We start from the raw sequence: 13,824 nt of genomic DNA on the forward strand, positions 1-13,824 counted from the left end.
TGGCGCACCGGATCGTGACACGGCAGCGGGATTCCTAGTGTTCTCGCCATGGTCAATCACACGAACCCCCTGTGCCGCAACAAGATCGCCGTCTCCGGCGTGATCCTGCTGGTCGTCTCGCTCGCCGCCTGCTCCACATCGGACGCCGCGCCGAGCGCACCCACGTCCGCACCCGCTTCCGAGACCACGACCCACAAGGTGGTGAACGCCGAGCATGAGGTCGTCTTCCACGTGACGGACGGAAAACTGCCCGCGCTGGTGCTGGACGCGGGCGGCGGGCTGAGCTCGTCGTACTGGAAGGACCTGGCGCCTCGGCTCGCGCGGGCCACCGGGTCGAAGGTCATCACCTACGACCGGGCGGGGGAGGGCGAGAGCGACGAGGTCTCGGGCCCGTGGCGGGTGGAGAGCGCGGTGTCGGACCTGGAAGCAGGGCTGAAGGAGCTCGGGGTGACCGACGACGTGGTGCTGGTCTCGCACTCGATCGCCGGCGAGGTCGCCACGAACTTCGTGACGAAGAACCCCGGCTGGGTGTCCGGCGCGATCCTCGTCGACGCGAACGTGCCCGACTTCTTCACCGACGAGATGCTGACGGCGTTCGCCCCGGCCGTCGAGGAGCAGAAGGCCGCGCTGCTGGCCCAGCCGTCCACCAAGAAGAACCGCCAGCTGCTCTCGGTGATGGTCGACTACGCCCCAGTCCACCGCGCCTACCACCGGCTCGCCTGGCCGCAGGACGTGCCGGTCACCGCGATCGTCGCGTCCCAGACCCCGTTCACCGACTCGCCCGCCGCGGCCCAGCTGTGGCGCGACGCGCAGGCGAGGTTCGCCCAGGCAGCACCGAATCGCAGGCACGTGGTCGCCGAGAACGCCTCGCACGAGGGGATCGTGACCGAACAACCGGACGTCGTGGCCGGCGCCGTCGACGAGATGCTCAAGACCGTCCGCTAGCGGCTCAGCCGAGCGGAGCGGTGTCCGCGTGCCGGTCGAGAGCGGCGGTGACGCGCCGGTCGGCCGCCAGGCCGCGATCGTCGGCGGACGCGGTCTGGCGAAGGACGTCAGCCAGCCGGGAGTCGGTGGTAGCGGCGGTGTGCGGGCGGTTCTCCGCGATCAGGGAGGCCCTCACCGCGTTGGCGTCGGGGATCACCCTGGTCGCGGTGTCCACGATGCGCCGCAACGCCTCGTCGAGCGGTTCCTCGCCGGCGAAGGCCTCGTGCAGGGCGGCACTGCTAGAGGGTCGCCGTTCCCTCCGGAATGGGCAGTCGTGCCCAGACGACCTTGGTGTCGCGGTCGACGTGCACGCCCCAGTCGACGCAGAGGCTTTCGACGAGCCGCAGACCGCGACCCCGGGTAGGTCCGATGCGCGAGACGCCGAGCACGGGAGCGGTGTCGACGGTCGCGTCGCGGGCCTCGATGACGAGCTCGGCGCCGCGATCGGGGCGCACTTCGCGGCGCAGGACCAATCGCCGTGGATCGTCCGCGTGGTCGCACGCGTTCGCCGCCAGTTCGGTGGCCACGAGCTGCACGTCCGCGACGAAGTCCTCGTCGTGCGTCAGGAGGACTTCGGCGATCTTCTCCCGCACCACCGAGAGGTTGTCACAGCTGAGCGACGTGTCGATCTCGACCTCGTCCGTGGAGCGGTCGAGGACCAGGTGTTCGTTCTGCCCCGCCGCGGAGCGTGGATCTCTCACGCATCCCGATTGCCCTGATCGGCGTTCACCTACACGTCGTTGACCCGAACGGATCAACGGACTGCGTCGATCAGTCGGTCAGGCCTCGTCCGCTTCGGCCCGTTCCCCGGCGGCTCGCACCACGGGGCCTCGGCTCCTGACTCACAACCCGCACCCGCAGGAGCTGCGATGGTCCACTTCGTCGGAAGCCTTGCCGTGAAAGGCTTTCTGGTCGGGTCCGCGATCCGGTCGAGCAGCATGCGGGCGGCCGTGCGGCCCATCGCGGCGATCGGCTGCGCCACCGTCGTGACGGGCGGGTCCACCAGGTCCGCCCACTCCACCTCGTCGTACCCCACGACCGCCAGGTCGCGGCCGACCCGCACCCCGCGTTGCCGGCACTCGTGCAGCACTCCGGAGAGCATGCTGTTGTTCGCCGCCACCACCGCGGTCGGTGGCGACGGCAACGCGAGCAACCGGCCGAGCGCCGCGGCGGCGGGAGCGGCGGCGGATTCCCCGCACAGCACCAGTTCCGGGTCCAGCGGCAGCTTCTCGCGGCTGAGCCCGAGCTGGTAGCCGAGCACGCGTTCGGTCGACGTGGCCAGCCCTTCGGCGCCGCTGATCATCCCGATCCGCCGGTGCCCGAGGGACGCGAGGTGCCGCACGAGTCCGGACGTGGCGTAGATGTTCTCCGGCCCCACCTGGTCGACGTCCTGCGCGGTCGTCAGGCGGTCCACCAGCACGACCGGCATCTTGAGCTGCCGCAGTTCGGCCACAGTGGACGCACCACCGCCCTGCGACGGCGTGAGGATCAGGCCGTCGACCTTGCGCGACCGCAACGTGCGCACCGCGGCCTGCTCGGCGGACGGCTGGTCGTGCGTGTCCACGAGCAGCAGCGTGTAGCCGGACCGGGAGAGCTCGTGCTCGATCGCGGTGAGCAGCTCGCCGAAGTACGGGTTGGCGACCAGCGAGATCGCCACCCCGACCGTTCGGGTGCCGCTCGTGGAGACCGTCCGGGGCACGGCGTCGCCGGTGTACCCGGTCCGTTCGACGGCGTCGAGGACCCGCGCCCTGGTCTCGGGAGCGACCGATCTCGTCGAGTTCACCACGTGCGACACGGTCGTGATGGACACGCCGGCCAGGTCTGCAACGTCCTTCATCGTGGCCACGGGAACTCCTCGGCAGTGCGGCGGGAGGCGTTTGCGCAAATTATTGCGCCGCGTTTGCCGAGCGCAATACCTTTCCGGAAATCCGCCAGCCCGGGAGGCTCACATGGGACATCGAGGTCCTGCTCTCCTCGCCTTACTCGCGACCGTTGCGCTCACAACGGCTTGTACCAGCGCGAAGTCCGGCTCCAGTGAGTCCACTGGCGACGGTCCAATCAGGATTGGACTTGTTACGAAGACGGAGAGCAATCCCTATTTCGTCGCTTTGCGCGACGCGGCCAAGGCGCAGGCGGACAAGAGCGGTGCCGAACTGATCGCGCTGGCCGGGAAATTCGACGGCGACAACGACGGCCAGGTCGCCGCGATCGAGAACCTCGTGCAGAAGGGCGCCAAAACGATCCTGGTGACGCCCAGCAATTCGACCGGCATCCTCGCCGCGATCAAGAAGGCCCGTGACAAGGGGGTGCTGGTCATCGCGCTGGACACGGAGACCGACCCCCGCGACGCGGTGGACGCCACGATCGCCACCGACAACACCAAGGCCGGCTCGTTCCAGGGCAAGTACGTCAAGGCCGCGCTGAACGGGCAACCCGTGCGGTCGATCCTGCTCGACGGCACCCCCGGCTCGACCGTCTCCGAGCAGCGCCACCGCGGTTTCGTGGAGGCCGCCGCGCCGGAGGACCTCGGCACCGAGTGCACCAACGGCGAGCAGAACAAGGCGCAGCAGGCCACCGAGAACCTCCTGCAGCGGGTCGCCGACAAGATCAACGCGGTGTACACGCTCAACGAGCCCGCCGCCCGCGGCGCGTTCAGCGCCCTGAAGGCCAAGGGGCTGTCCGACAAGGTCGTCATCGGCTCCATCGACGGGTCGTGCGACGGCGTGCGGGCGGTGCAGAAGGGCGAGATCGCCGTGACCGTCATGCAGTTCCCCAAGAAGATGGCGGAACAGGGCGTGACGTTCGGCGTCGAGTTCGCCAGGACCGGCCAGAAGCCGAGCGGGCTGGTGGAGACCGAGACCGCGACGATCACGGACAAGCCGGTCGCGGGCGTGGACAGCAAGGACACCGCCTGGGGCCTGCAGAACTGCTGGGGCTGAGCCGATGTCGACCCGCATCTCGCCCAGCGAGTTCGTGCTGCGCACTCCCGCCGTCGGACCCGCCATCGCACTCGTCGTCGCGGTGGCCGTGTTCGGGCTGACCACCGACACGTTCTCCACCCTCGACAACCTGTCGCTGGTGGTCCAGCAGTCGCTCGTGGTCGGCACGCTCGCGCTCGGTCAGACGCTGGTCGTGCTCATCGCCGGCATCGACCTCGCCAACGCGGCCATCGCCGTCTTCGCGACGCTGCTCGTCGCGAAGCTGACGCTGACCGGCACGGCGGGGCCACTGGCACTGGTCGTGGGCCTGCTCGCCGCGGCCGCGATCGGCGCGGTCACCGGGGGTCTCGTGACCGGGCTGCGGCTGCCTCCGTTCATCGTGACGCTAGGCCTGCTGACGATCGTCACGGCGGTCAGCCGCGTCTACGCCCAGGGCCAGAGCTTCCCGGTCACCGACGACGCGCTCGGCTGGCTCGGCACCACCCAGTACCTGTTCGGCCAGATCGAGGTCACCTACGGCATGGCCGTGATGATCGCGATGTTCGCCGGCCTCTGGTACGCGCTCACGAAAACGGGCTGGGGCAGGCACGTCTACGCAATCGGCAACGACCCCGAGGCGGCACGCCTGTCCGGCATCCACGTCCGTCGCACGGCGCTGTCGGTGTACGCCGTCGCGGGGCTCTGCTACGGGTTCGCGGCCTGGCAGGCGCTCGGCCGGGTGCCCAACGCCGACCCGAACGCCTACCAGCTCGGCAACCTCGACTCGATCACCGCCGTGGTGATCGGCGGCACCAGCCTGTTCGGCGGCCGGGGGAGCGTGCTCGGGACGCTGGTGGGCGCGTTGATCGTCGCCGTGCTGCGGTCCGGTCTCACCCAGGCCAGCATCGACAACCTCTACCAGGACATCGCCACCGGCGCCCTGGTGATCGTGGCGGTGGCCGTGGACCGGTTCTCCAGGGGAAGGCAGCGATGACCGCGGTGATCGAGGCGCGCGGACTGGTCAAGCGGTACGGCCGGGTCACCGCGATGGACGGCGCCGACTTCGAGTTGCGGCCGGGCGAGGTCCTGGCCGTGGTGGGGGACAACGGCGCGGGCAAGTCGACGCTGATCAAGACGTTGTCCGGGGCGGTGGTCCCGGACGAGGGCACGATCCTGCTCGACGGCGAGGAGGTGCGCTTCCACGGCCCCCTCGACGCCCGGCGCGCCGGCATCGAGACCGTCTACCAGGACCTCGCGCTCGCGCCCGCCCTCGACATCGCGACGAACCTGTTCCTCGGCCGCGAGCGCCGCCGCGACGACCTGCTCGGATCGGTGTTCCGCCGGCTCGACACCAGGGGGATGCGCGAGGAGGCCGGCCGGATGCTCGACGAGCTGGGGGTCGCGGTGAAGTCCATGAGCCAGCTCGTGGAAACGCTCTCCGGTGGCCAGCGCCAGGCCGTCGCCGTCGCCCGCGCGGCGGCGTTCGGGTCGCGGGTGGTCATCATGGACGAGCCGACGGCCGCCCTCGGCGTGCAGGAGTCCGGCAAGGTGCTGGAGCTGATCGACCGGATCCGCGCCCGCGGCCTGCCGGTCGTGCTGATCAGTCACAACATGCCGCACGTCTTCGAGATCGCCGACCGCGTCCACGTGCACCGCCTGGGCAGGCGTGTCGCGGTCGTGTCGCCTCAGGAGCAGTCGATGAACACGGTCGTCGGCTTGCTGACCGGGGCGTTGCGGATGAACGCCGGCGGCGCGATCGACGAGGTCGGGCTGACCACCGGGCTCGGCAGGTGACCGCGCGGGTGCGGTTCGCGGAGCTCGTGGCACGGGTGCGGGCGCTGCCCGGCAGGCCGCTCGTGGGCATCTGCGGACCGCCTGGTGCGGGCAAGTCGACATTGGCCGACCGCCTCACCACCGCCCTCGGCGAGGCGATCTGCGTCGGCATGGACGGCTACCACCTCGCCCAGGCCGAACTGGCGAGGCTCGGCCGCGCGGAACGGAAGGGCGCGCCGGACACGTTCGACCCGGACGGGTACGTCGACCTGCTGCGCCGCGTGCGCGGCCAGGGTTCCGGAGTCGTGTACGCGCCGCGGTTCCACCGGGAGATAGAGGAACCGGTGGCGGGCGAGGTGCCGGTCCGGCGCGACCACGGCTACGTCGTGACCGAGGGCAACTACCTGCTGATGGACGGCCCCTGGCGGCCCGTGCGCGAGCTGCTGGACGAGGTCTGGTTCCTGCGCCCGGACGAGACGCTGCGCCGGGACCGCCTCATCGCCCGGCACCGCGAGTTCGGACGGAGCCTCGACGAGGCCCGCACCCGCACGCTCGGCTCCGACGAGCACAACGCGGTGCTGATCAACGCCACCGCCGCACGCGCGGACCTGGTCATCTCCAGCGTCCTCTGAACAGTCCTCTGTGGAACGTCCCCGTTCGAAACCCCTGCAGGAGGTACGCGATGAAGCGTAGAGATCTGCTCCGCACCAGTGCCGTCACCGGGCTCGCCCTGAGCCTGCCACCGGCGGCCGCCACCGCCGCGGCCGCCGACTCCGCCGCGCCGAGAGGCCGGAAGGCGGCCCCGGACCTGGTGATCGCCGACTTCGAGGGCACGGACTGGAACGGCTGGACCGTCACCGGTGACGCGTTCGGCGGCGGCCCGGTGCACGGAGGGCAGCAGCTGCTGTCGATGGACGTCCGCGGCTACCGCGGCGACGGGATCGCGAGCAGCGAACGAGCGGGCGACGGTCCGATCGGGACGGTCACCTCGCCCGCGTTCACCATCCAGCGCCGGTACATCTCCTACGGCGTCGCGGGCGGCGACTACGAGTACGTCACCTGCCTGAACCTGCTCGTGGACGGCCAGGTGGTCCGCAGCGCGACCGGCCGCACCAGCGACACCTTCAAGCAGGGCAGCTGGGACGTCGGCGAGTTCGCCGGGCGCCGGGCGCAGATCCAGATCGTCGACACGGCCACGGGGGACTGGGGCCACGTCCTCGTCGACCACGTGGTGCAGACCGACGAGCCCGAAACACCTCCGCTGCTCACCCAGCCGTTGTACCGCGAGACCTGGCGTCCCCAGGTGCACTTCACCGCGCGTCAGTGGGCGATGGAACGGCTGGAACCCGGCCAGCGGCAGGAGGGGTGGCTCAACGACCTCAACGGACTCGTCTACTACGAGGGCGAGTACCACCTGTTCGCCCAGCGCTGGAACAAGTGCTGGATCCACGCCGTCAGCCCGGACCTCGTGCACTGGACCGAGCTGCGGCCGGCGTTCTTCGAGGAGTCACTGGGCTCCGGCGTGCAGTCCGGGTCGATCGTCATCGACTACCGCAACACCTCCGGCCTGTCGCCGAACCCGGCGACCCCGCCGATGGTCGCCTTCTGGTCCCGCAACGACAACCGCAGCCAGTGCCTATCCTACAGCCTCGACAAGGGCCGCACCTGGAAGCACCACCCGGGCAACCCGATCCTGACCATGCCCGAACGTGACCCGAAGGTCTTCCGGTACGAGCCGGGTGGCCACTGGGTCATGTTCCTCTACGGCGACGGCGCGTACCACATCTTGACCTCGCCGGACCTCCTGCACTGGACCAGAACCGGCAACACCATCCCGAACAGCTTCGAATGCCCCGACTTCTTCGAACTGCCGCTGGACGGCAACGCCGCCAACAAGAAGTGGGTGCTCGTCCAAGGCAACGGCGACTACACGACGGGCAGGTTCGACGGGCGGAAGTTCACCGAGGAGACCTCGCGGGCCAGGTCCGACACCGGCCTCAACTTCTACGCCACCCAGAGCTGGAACAACACCGAGACCGGGGACGGCCGCCGGATCCAGGCGGCGTGGATGCGCGACGGCGCGTACCCCGGCATGCCGTTCAACCAGCAGGTCACCATCCCGTGCGAACTGAAGCTGCGCACGATCGGCGGCACACCGAGGCTCGTGCGCACCCCGGTGAAGGAGCTGGACCTCCTGCGGCGCAGCCAGAAGCAGTGGTACGGCACGCTGCCTCCGGGATCGCCGCTGACCCTGAGCAGCGGCCGGGGCGAGTTCCGGATCACCGCCAGGATCGACGTGTCCGCGCGGGCCTCGCTGAGGTTCGACGTCTTCGGCGTGCCGATCCTCGTGACGAGGCAGACCGTCGACGCGGGATCCGGTCCCCAACCGCTCGCGGAGCCCGTCACGTCGCTCGACGTCGTCATCGACCGCACGTCGATCGAGGTGTTCGCCAACGACGGCGAGGTCTCGATCTCGCGGTGCTACCTGCCCAGCGGAAGCGCCATCACGCTCAGCGCGTCCGGCGGGACCGCCGAGTTGAGGCCGGTCGTGACCCAGACCCTGGCCTCCGCCTGGAAGTAGGACCGCGCCTGCGGCAGGCCACAGCGGCTCCTCGTCCTTGACCGATCGTGACGTGCGCGGCACTGTGCGGTGCGGAGCTCCGGTCGAGCGATTCCGGGACCGGACTGGCGGTAAGCGGTTTCCAGGAGGTGCGCGTGGCACAGCCGAAGGCACTGGTGGTCCGCGGTGGGTGGGAAGGCCACCACCCGGTGGCGGCCACCGAGTTGTTCCTCCCGTTCCTGGAACAGAGCGGCTACGCCGTGCGGGTCGAGGAGTCGACCGAGGTGTACGCCGACGCGGCCGCAATGGCACGCACCGACCTGATCGTGCAGTGCGTGACGATGTCGCAGATCACGACGGCGCAGCTGGCGGGGCTGCGCGCCGCGATCGAGGCCGGCACGGGCTTCACGGGCTGGCACGGCGGCGTCGCGGACTCGTTCCGCGCGTCGTCGGACTACCTGCACCTGGTGGGCGGCCAGTTCGTCACGCACCCAGGCAAGGAGCCGTGCGAGCACCAGGGCACGCAGGAGGACAACTTCCTGCCGCACGAGGTGAACATCACCGCGCTCGGCCGGGAGCACCCGATCACCGCGGGGATCGAGGACTTCGCACTGGTCACCGAGCAGTACTGGGTGCTGCACGACGACCTGATCGACGTGCTGGCCACCACGACCCACCCGGCCCGGCCGTGGCAGCCGTGGCACCGGCCGGTCACCTGCCCCGCGATCTGGACGCGCCGGTGGGGCGCGGGGAGGATCGTGGTGACGACTCCGGGGCACAGCCTCGACGTGCTGGAGCACCCGAGTGTCCGAGCCGTCATCACGAGGGGGATGTCGTGGGCGACCCGCACCGCATCGGCGTCGTAGGTCTCGGCGTCATCTCGCGGGCGTATCTGGACACGCTCCGCGGGCGTCCCGAGGTGCGTCTCACCGAGGTCGCCGACCTCGACAGGACCCGTTCGGAGGCGGTCGCGGCCGGACTACCGGGCGTCGAGGCGGTCGACGTCGAGCACCTGCTCGCCGGCGGGAACGTCGACACGGTGCTCAACCTCACCGTCCCCGCCGCCCACGCCGAGATCACGCTGCGCGCCATCGACGCCGGCAAGAACGTCTTCGTCGAGAAACCGCTCGCCGTCACGTTCCAGGACGGCAGGACGATCATCGACCGGGCCCTGGCCGCCGGTGTCCGGGTCGGGTGCGCGCCGGACACCGTTCTCGGCACCGGTACGCAGACCGCGCGGGCGGCGATCGACGGCGGGCTCATCGGACGCCCGCTCTTCGCAACGGCCGTGATGGTCACGCCGGGGCACGAGCGCTGGCACCCCGACCCCGACTTCTACTACACCGCGGGCGGCGGTCCGTTGCTGGACATGGGGCCGTACTACATCACCGCGCTGATCCACCTGCTCGGGCCGGTGCGGGCGGTGATCGGTGCGGCCGGTCGCCTGCGCACCGAGCGCGTCATCGGATCCGGCCCGCGGGCGGGCCTGCGCATCCCGGTCGAGGTGGACAGCCACGTCTCCGGCGTGCTCGAACACGTCAACGGCGCGCTGTCCACCATCACGACCAGCTTCGACGGCGTGGCCACCACCGCCGCGCCGATCGAGGTGCACGGCGAGCTCGGCACGCTCGCGGTGCCGGACCCGAACCACTTCGACGGGGACAACCGCCTCTTCCCGCTCGGCGGCACTGGGTGGCGAACCCTTCCCCGCAGTGCCGGTCACGTCGGCGCAGGGCGGGGAATCGGCCTCTTCGACCAGGTCGCGGCCGGCAGGGAGCGGACCCCGCGCGCCGGCGGCGAGCTCGCGCTGCACGTGCTCGAGACGATGACCGCCGTGCTCCGGGCGGCGAGTGAGGGGCGGCGGATCGAACTGACGACCACGGCGGAGCGGCCGCCGCCGGTGCCGCTCACACCGGCGCGGTGAGCGTCACGCGACGTCGCTCAACGGCAGCACACCGCTCATCGAGTCGATCCCGTCGTCCTGGACGAGGTGAACGGGGCGGTCGAACCGGTACTGCACGACTTCGCGGGCGGAGTCGGTGGTGACGATGCGCACGACGTGGCCGTGCCGGCTGACGGCGGCGGCGCGCAGCGGCACCCGGTAACCAGGCCACGGCTCGTGCCAGAACCACTGTCCGGCAACGACATCGGCGGCGATGTCGCCGACCCGCATCTGTACGACCGACGTGTTCATTGGTCCCTCTCGAGCCGGAGCGGTGGTGGAGCTCGCCAGGAAGGTTCCCGTTTCCGGGCGAAGTCACGCTCACTCGTTCGCGGTACACGGCCCACCGCCAGTCCCCGCTCTTCGGCTCAGGACGCCGGGTGCGTTTGCTGTTCGCCGGACGCGTCTTTACGGTGAGGGCACAACGCGCTGATCGTCCTCTCGAGCCACGGGAGTCGGCACCTGACATCGAGCGCTGACTCCCTGCTCGCGGGGTCGGCAGGGGAGAGCGGCTCATGTACGCCCGCCGGTGCGAGGAATCGGTGTCGTTGTCCGTGCACACCAGTCATCACAGCCTCGACGGCGCTCTGCCCGTGGTGGTCGTGGCGGGCGAACTGGACCACGCCGGCGCCCGGCTGGTCAGAGCGGCGGTGCTCGACCAGGTGGCGCTCGCTCCTCCTGGCGTGATCGCGGATCTGCGCGCGGTCACGTTCCTCGCCGCCACCGGGATCGAGTCGTTGATCAGCACCGACGAGTCCGCCCAGTCGGCCGGGGTCAGGCTGGCGCTGGTGGCCGATCAGCACGCGGTGATGGAACCGCTTCAGGTCACCAGCTGCGACCTCGTGCTGGACGTGTTCGAGAACGTGCCCGACGCTTTGTGGGCCTTGCTCAGCTGGTGCCCGCAGCCGAGTCCTGTTTTGCCATGAACGGTTGGAATCGCAGGTAACGCGCGTCGCCCGCTTACGAACTCGTCCGAATACTTCCGCGGTGTCGCCATGGCTAGTCTCAAATAGGCGTCCGGCGTACCATGGATGCGCAATACTTCACGTCTCTGTTGATTGATTCCATGGGGGGCGTCATGAAGAGAACGCTGTCGATGTTGTTCGTCGCCGTTGTGGTGATGTTGTCATCGCTGGGGACGGCGAGCGCCGAACTCGCCGCAGCAGGGCCTGATGCGCCGAACGGTCGGCATGTGATCGTGCACATGCCGACGCAGCAGAATGTGTCGACGATGGCTCTGTCATGCGGTTCGGGGGACTTTTGCGCGTGGCGGACCTACGACGGCAGCGGTGGTCGCTGCAGCTGGTCGAATGCTGACAATGATTGGTGGACGGCGCCGGTAACCTGTTCCTGGTCTTCGTCCAACCCGGTGTGGTCGGTCTACAACAACGGTGCCAACGCGTCCTATGCCGGTGTGTGCATGTATCCCGTCGCCAACTACGGGGGCAACGAAGCGTGGTGGGCTCCCCGGGGCAAACCGCTCCAAGGTTGGCCAGTCGTGATAATCCGCTCGCACAAGTGGGTCACCGGCGGCCCTCTGAACTGCTGAATACCGCAAATGCAGTGTGGCAGCGCATTTCTCCCTGACCTGGCGTGAGGTTTTCTCAGTTGCGCCCGGCACAGTGCTGCCCGACGAACGACACGGTCTCCGTGAGCGGTGCTCGGCCTGTCCGGGGTTCCGTCGCGGAGATGTCCTCGTAGCCGATCGAAAGCCCGCAGAACAGCACGAGGTCGTCGGGTGGCGCCACGACCTCGGCCACCGAGCGGTGGAACTTCGCCCATGCCATCTGCGGGCAGCTGTGCAGTCCCTCTGCCCGCAGAAGCAGCATCACGGACTGCAGGTACATCCCCGTGTCGGCCCACTGGGGCGAGCCCATGTCGCGGTCCAGGTAGCAGAACAGCGCTGCGGGCGCTCCGAAGCACTGCCAGTTCGCGGATGCCGCCCGCTGCCGTGCTTCCAGGTCGTCGCGATCGATGCCGAGCGAGCCGTAGCGCTGCGTGCCGAAGGCTGAGCGCCGGTCGAGGTACGGGGACTTCAGCGCGGGCGGGTACTGCTGGTACTCCGGCTCGTCCCACGGGTCCTCGGTGGCGAGCCGTTCCGCGGTCCGCTTCTTGAGCTCCGCCAGCGGCTGCCCGGTGACGACGTAACTGTGCCACGGCTGGATGTTCGACGCGGACGGCGCCCAGGTCGCCGCTTCGAGCACGCGTTCCAGCACCTCTTGCCGCACCGGGCGATCGGTGAACGCGCGCACCGCCCTCCTGCTCCTGACCGCCTCGTAGACGTCCATCACAACCTCCACCCCTCACTTGACGTGGTCGTGTGGTTACATCTGAAATAGTATCGTTCGATACGATCGTGATCGATGCGAAGTAGGAGAGACCACATGGCCACGCTGTTGCACATCGACTCGTCCGTGTTCGCCGGGGACGCGTCCCACTCGCGGACCGTCGGGGCCGCCTTCCGCCGGACCTGGGAGGAGCAGCACCCGGACGGCACCGTGATCCACCGGGACCTCGCCGCCGAGCCGGTCCCGCACATCACCGCGGAGGGGCATCTGGACCGGGAGTCCGCCGCGTTCGCCGCGCGGCTGGTGCTGATCGAGGAACTGGAACAGGCGGACGCGGTGCTCATCGGTGCGCCGATGTACAACTTCGGCATCTCGTCGACGTTGAAAGCCTGGCTGGACAACGTGATCCTGATCGGCCGCACGTCCGGGGAGCGCCTGTCGTGTCAGGGCAAGCCGGTCACCGTCATCGCCAGCAGGGGTGGTTCGTACGAGCCGGGCACGCCGCGCGAGGGCTTCGAGTTCGTGCGGAACTACCTGCGGGCCGTGCTCACGGACAAGCTAGGGCTGACCGTCGGCTTCATCGTCCCCGAACTCACGATGGCCCCGCGCAACCCGGCCATGTCCGGGCTCGTTCCGCAGTACGAGGCGTCGCGTCGCCGTGCCCTGGAGGAAGCGGTCGTCGCGGCGAAGAGCGACTAGCCGTCGCTGTGGGCGATCTTGGTCAGCAGCGCCTCGAGCTGATCGCGCTCGCCGGGTTCGAGGACGGATCCGAGCCGTTCGGACTGCGGCGCCGCCACCACGTGGATCTCGTCGAAGAGCGCGAGTCCTGCCGGGGTGATCTCCACCGCGCGCGCCCGCCGATCACCCGGCACGACCGAGCGGGTGGCGAGGCCCTTGCGCTCGAGGTCGTCCACGACGCGCATGATTCCCGCCTTGTCGGTGCCCGTCGCCGACGCCAGGTCGCGTTGCATCACGGGGCCGTGGTTGACGAGTTCCACGAGCACGGCGAAGTGCCGCAGTTCTATGTCAAGTGGACGGAGCGCTTCCCCCATCACCGCGGCCGCGCGCCAATGGGCCCTGCGCAGCAACAGCCCCAGCGCGAAGGGCGAGGCGTCACCAGGGCGGTCGGTGGCGCGGACGGGGCCGGTGCTCATGACGGGAATGCTACCCACGTCCCGGTTGCGGGCCCTGCGGATTCGAGTCCTGCGCGGCGGTGTCACAACCGCGGCGGCTGTCCTGTCCTAGTGGCGTGGCTCAAAACGTCGGCGGCGTATCCGCGCCCAGCAGGCCGTGTCGCGGCACCGCCTCCACGCCCCCGTACAACCAGTACGAGGACGTGGGGGCGGCACCCCGACACGC

The 13,824-nt window shown here is 69.6% G+C and carries 16 protein-coding genes and 1 pseudogene; 11 read left to right on the forward strand and 6 right to left on the reverse strand.

Features of this window, described 5'->3' with window-relative positions:
• The first annotated feature begins 48 nt into the window (after positions 1–48).
• The gene (locus tag JNUCC0626_RS07265) at positions 49–945 is read left to right on the forward strand and encodes an alpha/beta fold hydrolase (RefSeq protein WP_394618891.1); all 897 of its coding nucleotides are present in this window, start codon (positions 49–51) and stop codon (positions 943–945) included.
• A 4-nt stretch (positions 946–949) separates the two neighbouring features.
• Here the strand turns inward: JNUCC0626_RS07265 and JNUCC0626_RS07270 are convergent, their stop codons facing one another.
• The 3 genes and pseudogenes from JNUCC0626_RS07270 to JNUCC0626_RS07280 form a co-directional block, all read right to left on the reverse strand.
• A complete protein-coding gene (locus tag JNUCC0626_RS07270) occupies positions 950–1,171 on the reverse strand; it encodes a hypothetical protein (RefSeq protein ID WP_394618892.1) in 222 nt (73 codons plus the stop codon).
• A gap of 52 nt (positions 1,172–1,223) precedes the next feature.
• Positions 1,224–1,685: an ATP-binding protein gene (locus tag JNUCC0626_RS07275; protein WP_394618893.1), complete on the reverse strand. Its 462-nt coding sequence runs from the start codon at positions 1,683–1,685 to the stop codon at positions 1,224–1,226.
• A gap of 141 nt (positions 1,686–1,826) precedes the next feature.
• Positions 1,827–2,821, reverse strand: a pseudogene (locus tag JNUCC0626_RS07280) (LacI family DNA-binding transcriptional regulator).
• Between the two features lie 112 nt (positions 2,822–2,933).
• Here JNUCC0626_RS07280 and JNUCC0626_RS07285 point away from each other — a divergent pair.
• The 7 genes from JNUCC0626_RS07285 to JNUCC0626_RS07315 all read left to right on the forward strand — a co-directional run bounded on the left by JNUCC0626_RS07285 (position 2,934) and on the right by JNUCC0626_RS07315 (position 10,159).
• Positions 2,934–3,923 carry a substrate-binding domain-containing protein gene (locus JNUCC0626_RS07285; RefSeq protein WP_394618894.1) on the forward strand — a complete coding sequence of 330 codons (990 nt, stop codon included), beginning with the start codon at positions 2,934–2,936 and terminating at the stop codon, positions 3,921–3,923.
• Positions 3,924–3,927: 4 nt separating this feature from the next.
• Positions 3,928–4,896: an ABC transporter permease gene (locus tag JNUCC0626_RS07290; protein ID WP_394618895.1), complete on the forward strand. Its 969-nt coding sequence runs from the start codon at positions 3,928–3,930 to the stop codon at positions 4,894–4,896.
• Positions 4,893–5,696, forward strand: a complete 804-nt coding sequence (locus JNUCC0626_RS07295) for an ATP-binding cassette domain-containing protein (RefSeq protein ID WP_394618896.1) — start codon at positions 4,893–4,895, stop codon at positions 5,694–5,696. Before JNUCC0626_RS07290 ends, JNUCC0626_RS07295 begins: the two co-directional genes overlap by 4 nt.
• On the forward strand, positions 5,693–6,307 hold the full coding sequence (locus JNUCC0626_RS07300; protein ID WP_394618897.1) for a nucleoside/nucleotide kinase family protein: 615 nt from the start codon (positions 5,693–5,695) through the stop codon (positions 6,305–6,307). Before JNUCC0626_RS07295 ends, JNUCC0626_RS07300 begins: the two co-directional genes overlap by 4 nt.
• 50 nt (positions 6,308–6,357) lie before the next feature.
• On the forward strand, positions 6,358–8,256 hold the full coding sequence (locus tag JNUCC0626_RS07305; protein WP_394618898.1) for a GH32 C-terminal domain-containing protein: 1,899 nt from the start codon (positions 6,358–6,360) through the stop codon (positions 8,254–8,256).
• Between the two features lie 134 nt (positions 8,257–8,390).
• On the forward strand, positions 8,391–9,101 hold the full coding sequence (locus tag JNUCC0626_RS07310) for a ThuA domain-containing protein (protein ID WP_394618899.1): 711 nt from the start codon (positions 8,391–8,393) through the stop codon (positions 9,099–9,101).
• Positions 9,071–10,159 carry a Gfo/Idh/MocA family protein gene (locus JNUCC0626_RS07315; RefSeq protein ID WP_394618900.1) on the forward strand — a complete coding sequence of 363 codons (1,089 nt, stop codon included), beginning with the start codon at positions 9,071–9,073 and terminating at the stop codon, positions 10,157–10,159. Before JNUCC0626_RS07310 ends, JNUCC0626_RS07315 begins: the two co-directional genes overlap by 31 nt.
• Before the next feature lie 3 nt (positions 10,160–10,162).
• On the opposite strand, the gene JNUCC0626_RS07320 is transcribed toward JNUCC0626_RS07315, so the two are convergent.
• Complete coding sequence (locus JNUCC0626_RS07320; protein WP_394618901.1) at positions 10,163–10,429, reverse strand: hypothetical protein; 267 nt, start codon at positions 10,427–10,429, stop codon at positions 10,163–10,165.
• A gap of 263 nt (positions 10,430–10,692) precedes the next feature.
• Here JNUCC0626_RS07320 and JNUCC0626_RS07325 point away from each other — a divergent pair, with 263 nt between their 5' ends.
• Positions 10,693–11,103: an STAS domain-containing protein gene (locus JNUCC0626_RS07325; protein WP_394618902.1), complete on the forward strand. Its 411-nt coding sequence runs from the start codon at positions 10,693–10,695 to the stop codon at positions 11,101–11,103.
• 152 nt (positions 11,104–11,255) lie between these two features.
• The gene (locus JNUCC0626_RS07330; protein WP_394618903.1) at positions 11,256–11,726 is read left to right on the forward strand and encodes a peptidase inhibitor family I36 protein; all 471 of its coding nucleotides are present in this window, start codon (positions 11,256–11,258) and stop codon (positions 11,724–11,726) included.
• A 55-nt stretch (positions 11,727–11,781) separates the two neighbouring features.
• Here the strand turns inward: JNUCC0626_RS07330 and JNUCC0626_RS07335 are convergent, their stop codons facing one another.
• Positions 11,782–12,465, reverse strand: coding sequence for a nitroreductase (locus JNUCC0626_RS07335; protein ID WP_394618904.1), 684 nt, complete (start codon positions 12,463–12,465; stop codon positions 11,782–11,784).
• 96 nt (positions 12,466–12,561) lie between these two features.
• Between JNUCC0626_RS07335 and JNUCC0626_RS07340 the strand changes: the two genes are divergently transcribed.
• Positions 12,562–13,164, forward strand: a complete 603-nt coding sequence (locus JNUCC0626_RS07340) for an FMN-dependent NADH-azoreductase (RefSeq protein WP_394618905.1) — start codon at positions 12,562–12,564, stop codon at positions 13,162–13,164.
• Here the strand turns inward: JNUCC0626_RS07340 and JNUCC0626_RS07345 are convergent.
• On the reverse strand, positions 13,161–13,619 hold the full coding sequence (locus JNUCC0626_RS07345) for a MarR family winged helix-turn-helix transcriptional regulator (RefSeq protein ID WP_394618906.1): 459 nt from the start codon (positions 13,617–13,619) through the stop codon (positions 13,161–13,163). The two genes, JNUCC0626_RS07340 and JNUCC0626_RS07345, sit on opposite strands and share 4 nt — an antisense overlap.
• Positions 13,620–13,824: the final 205 nt, after the last annotated feature.

The organism is Lentzea sp. JNUCC 0626 (assembly GCF_043632865.1).
GTDB lineage: Bacteria > Actinomycetota > Actinomycetes > Mycobacteriales > Pseudonocardiaceae > Lentzea.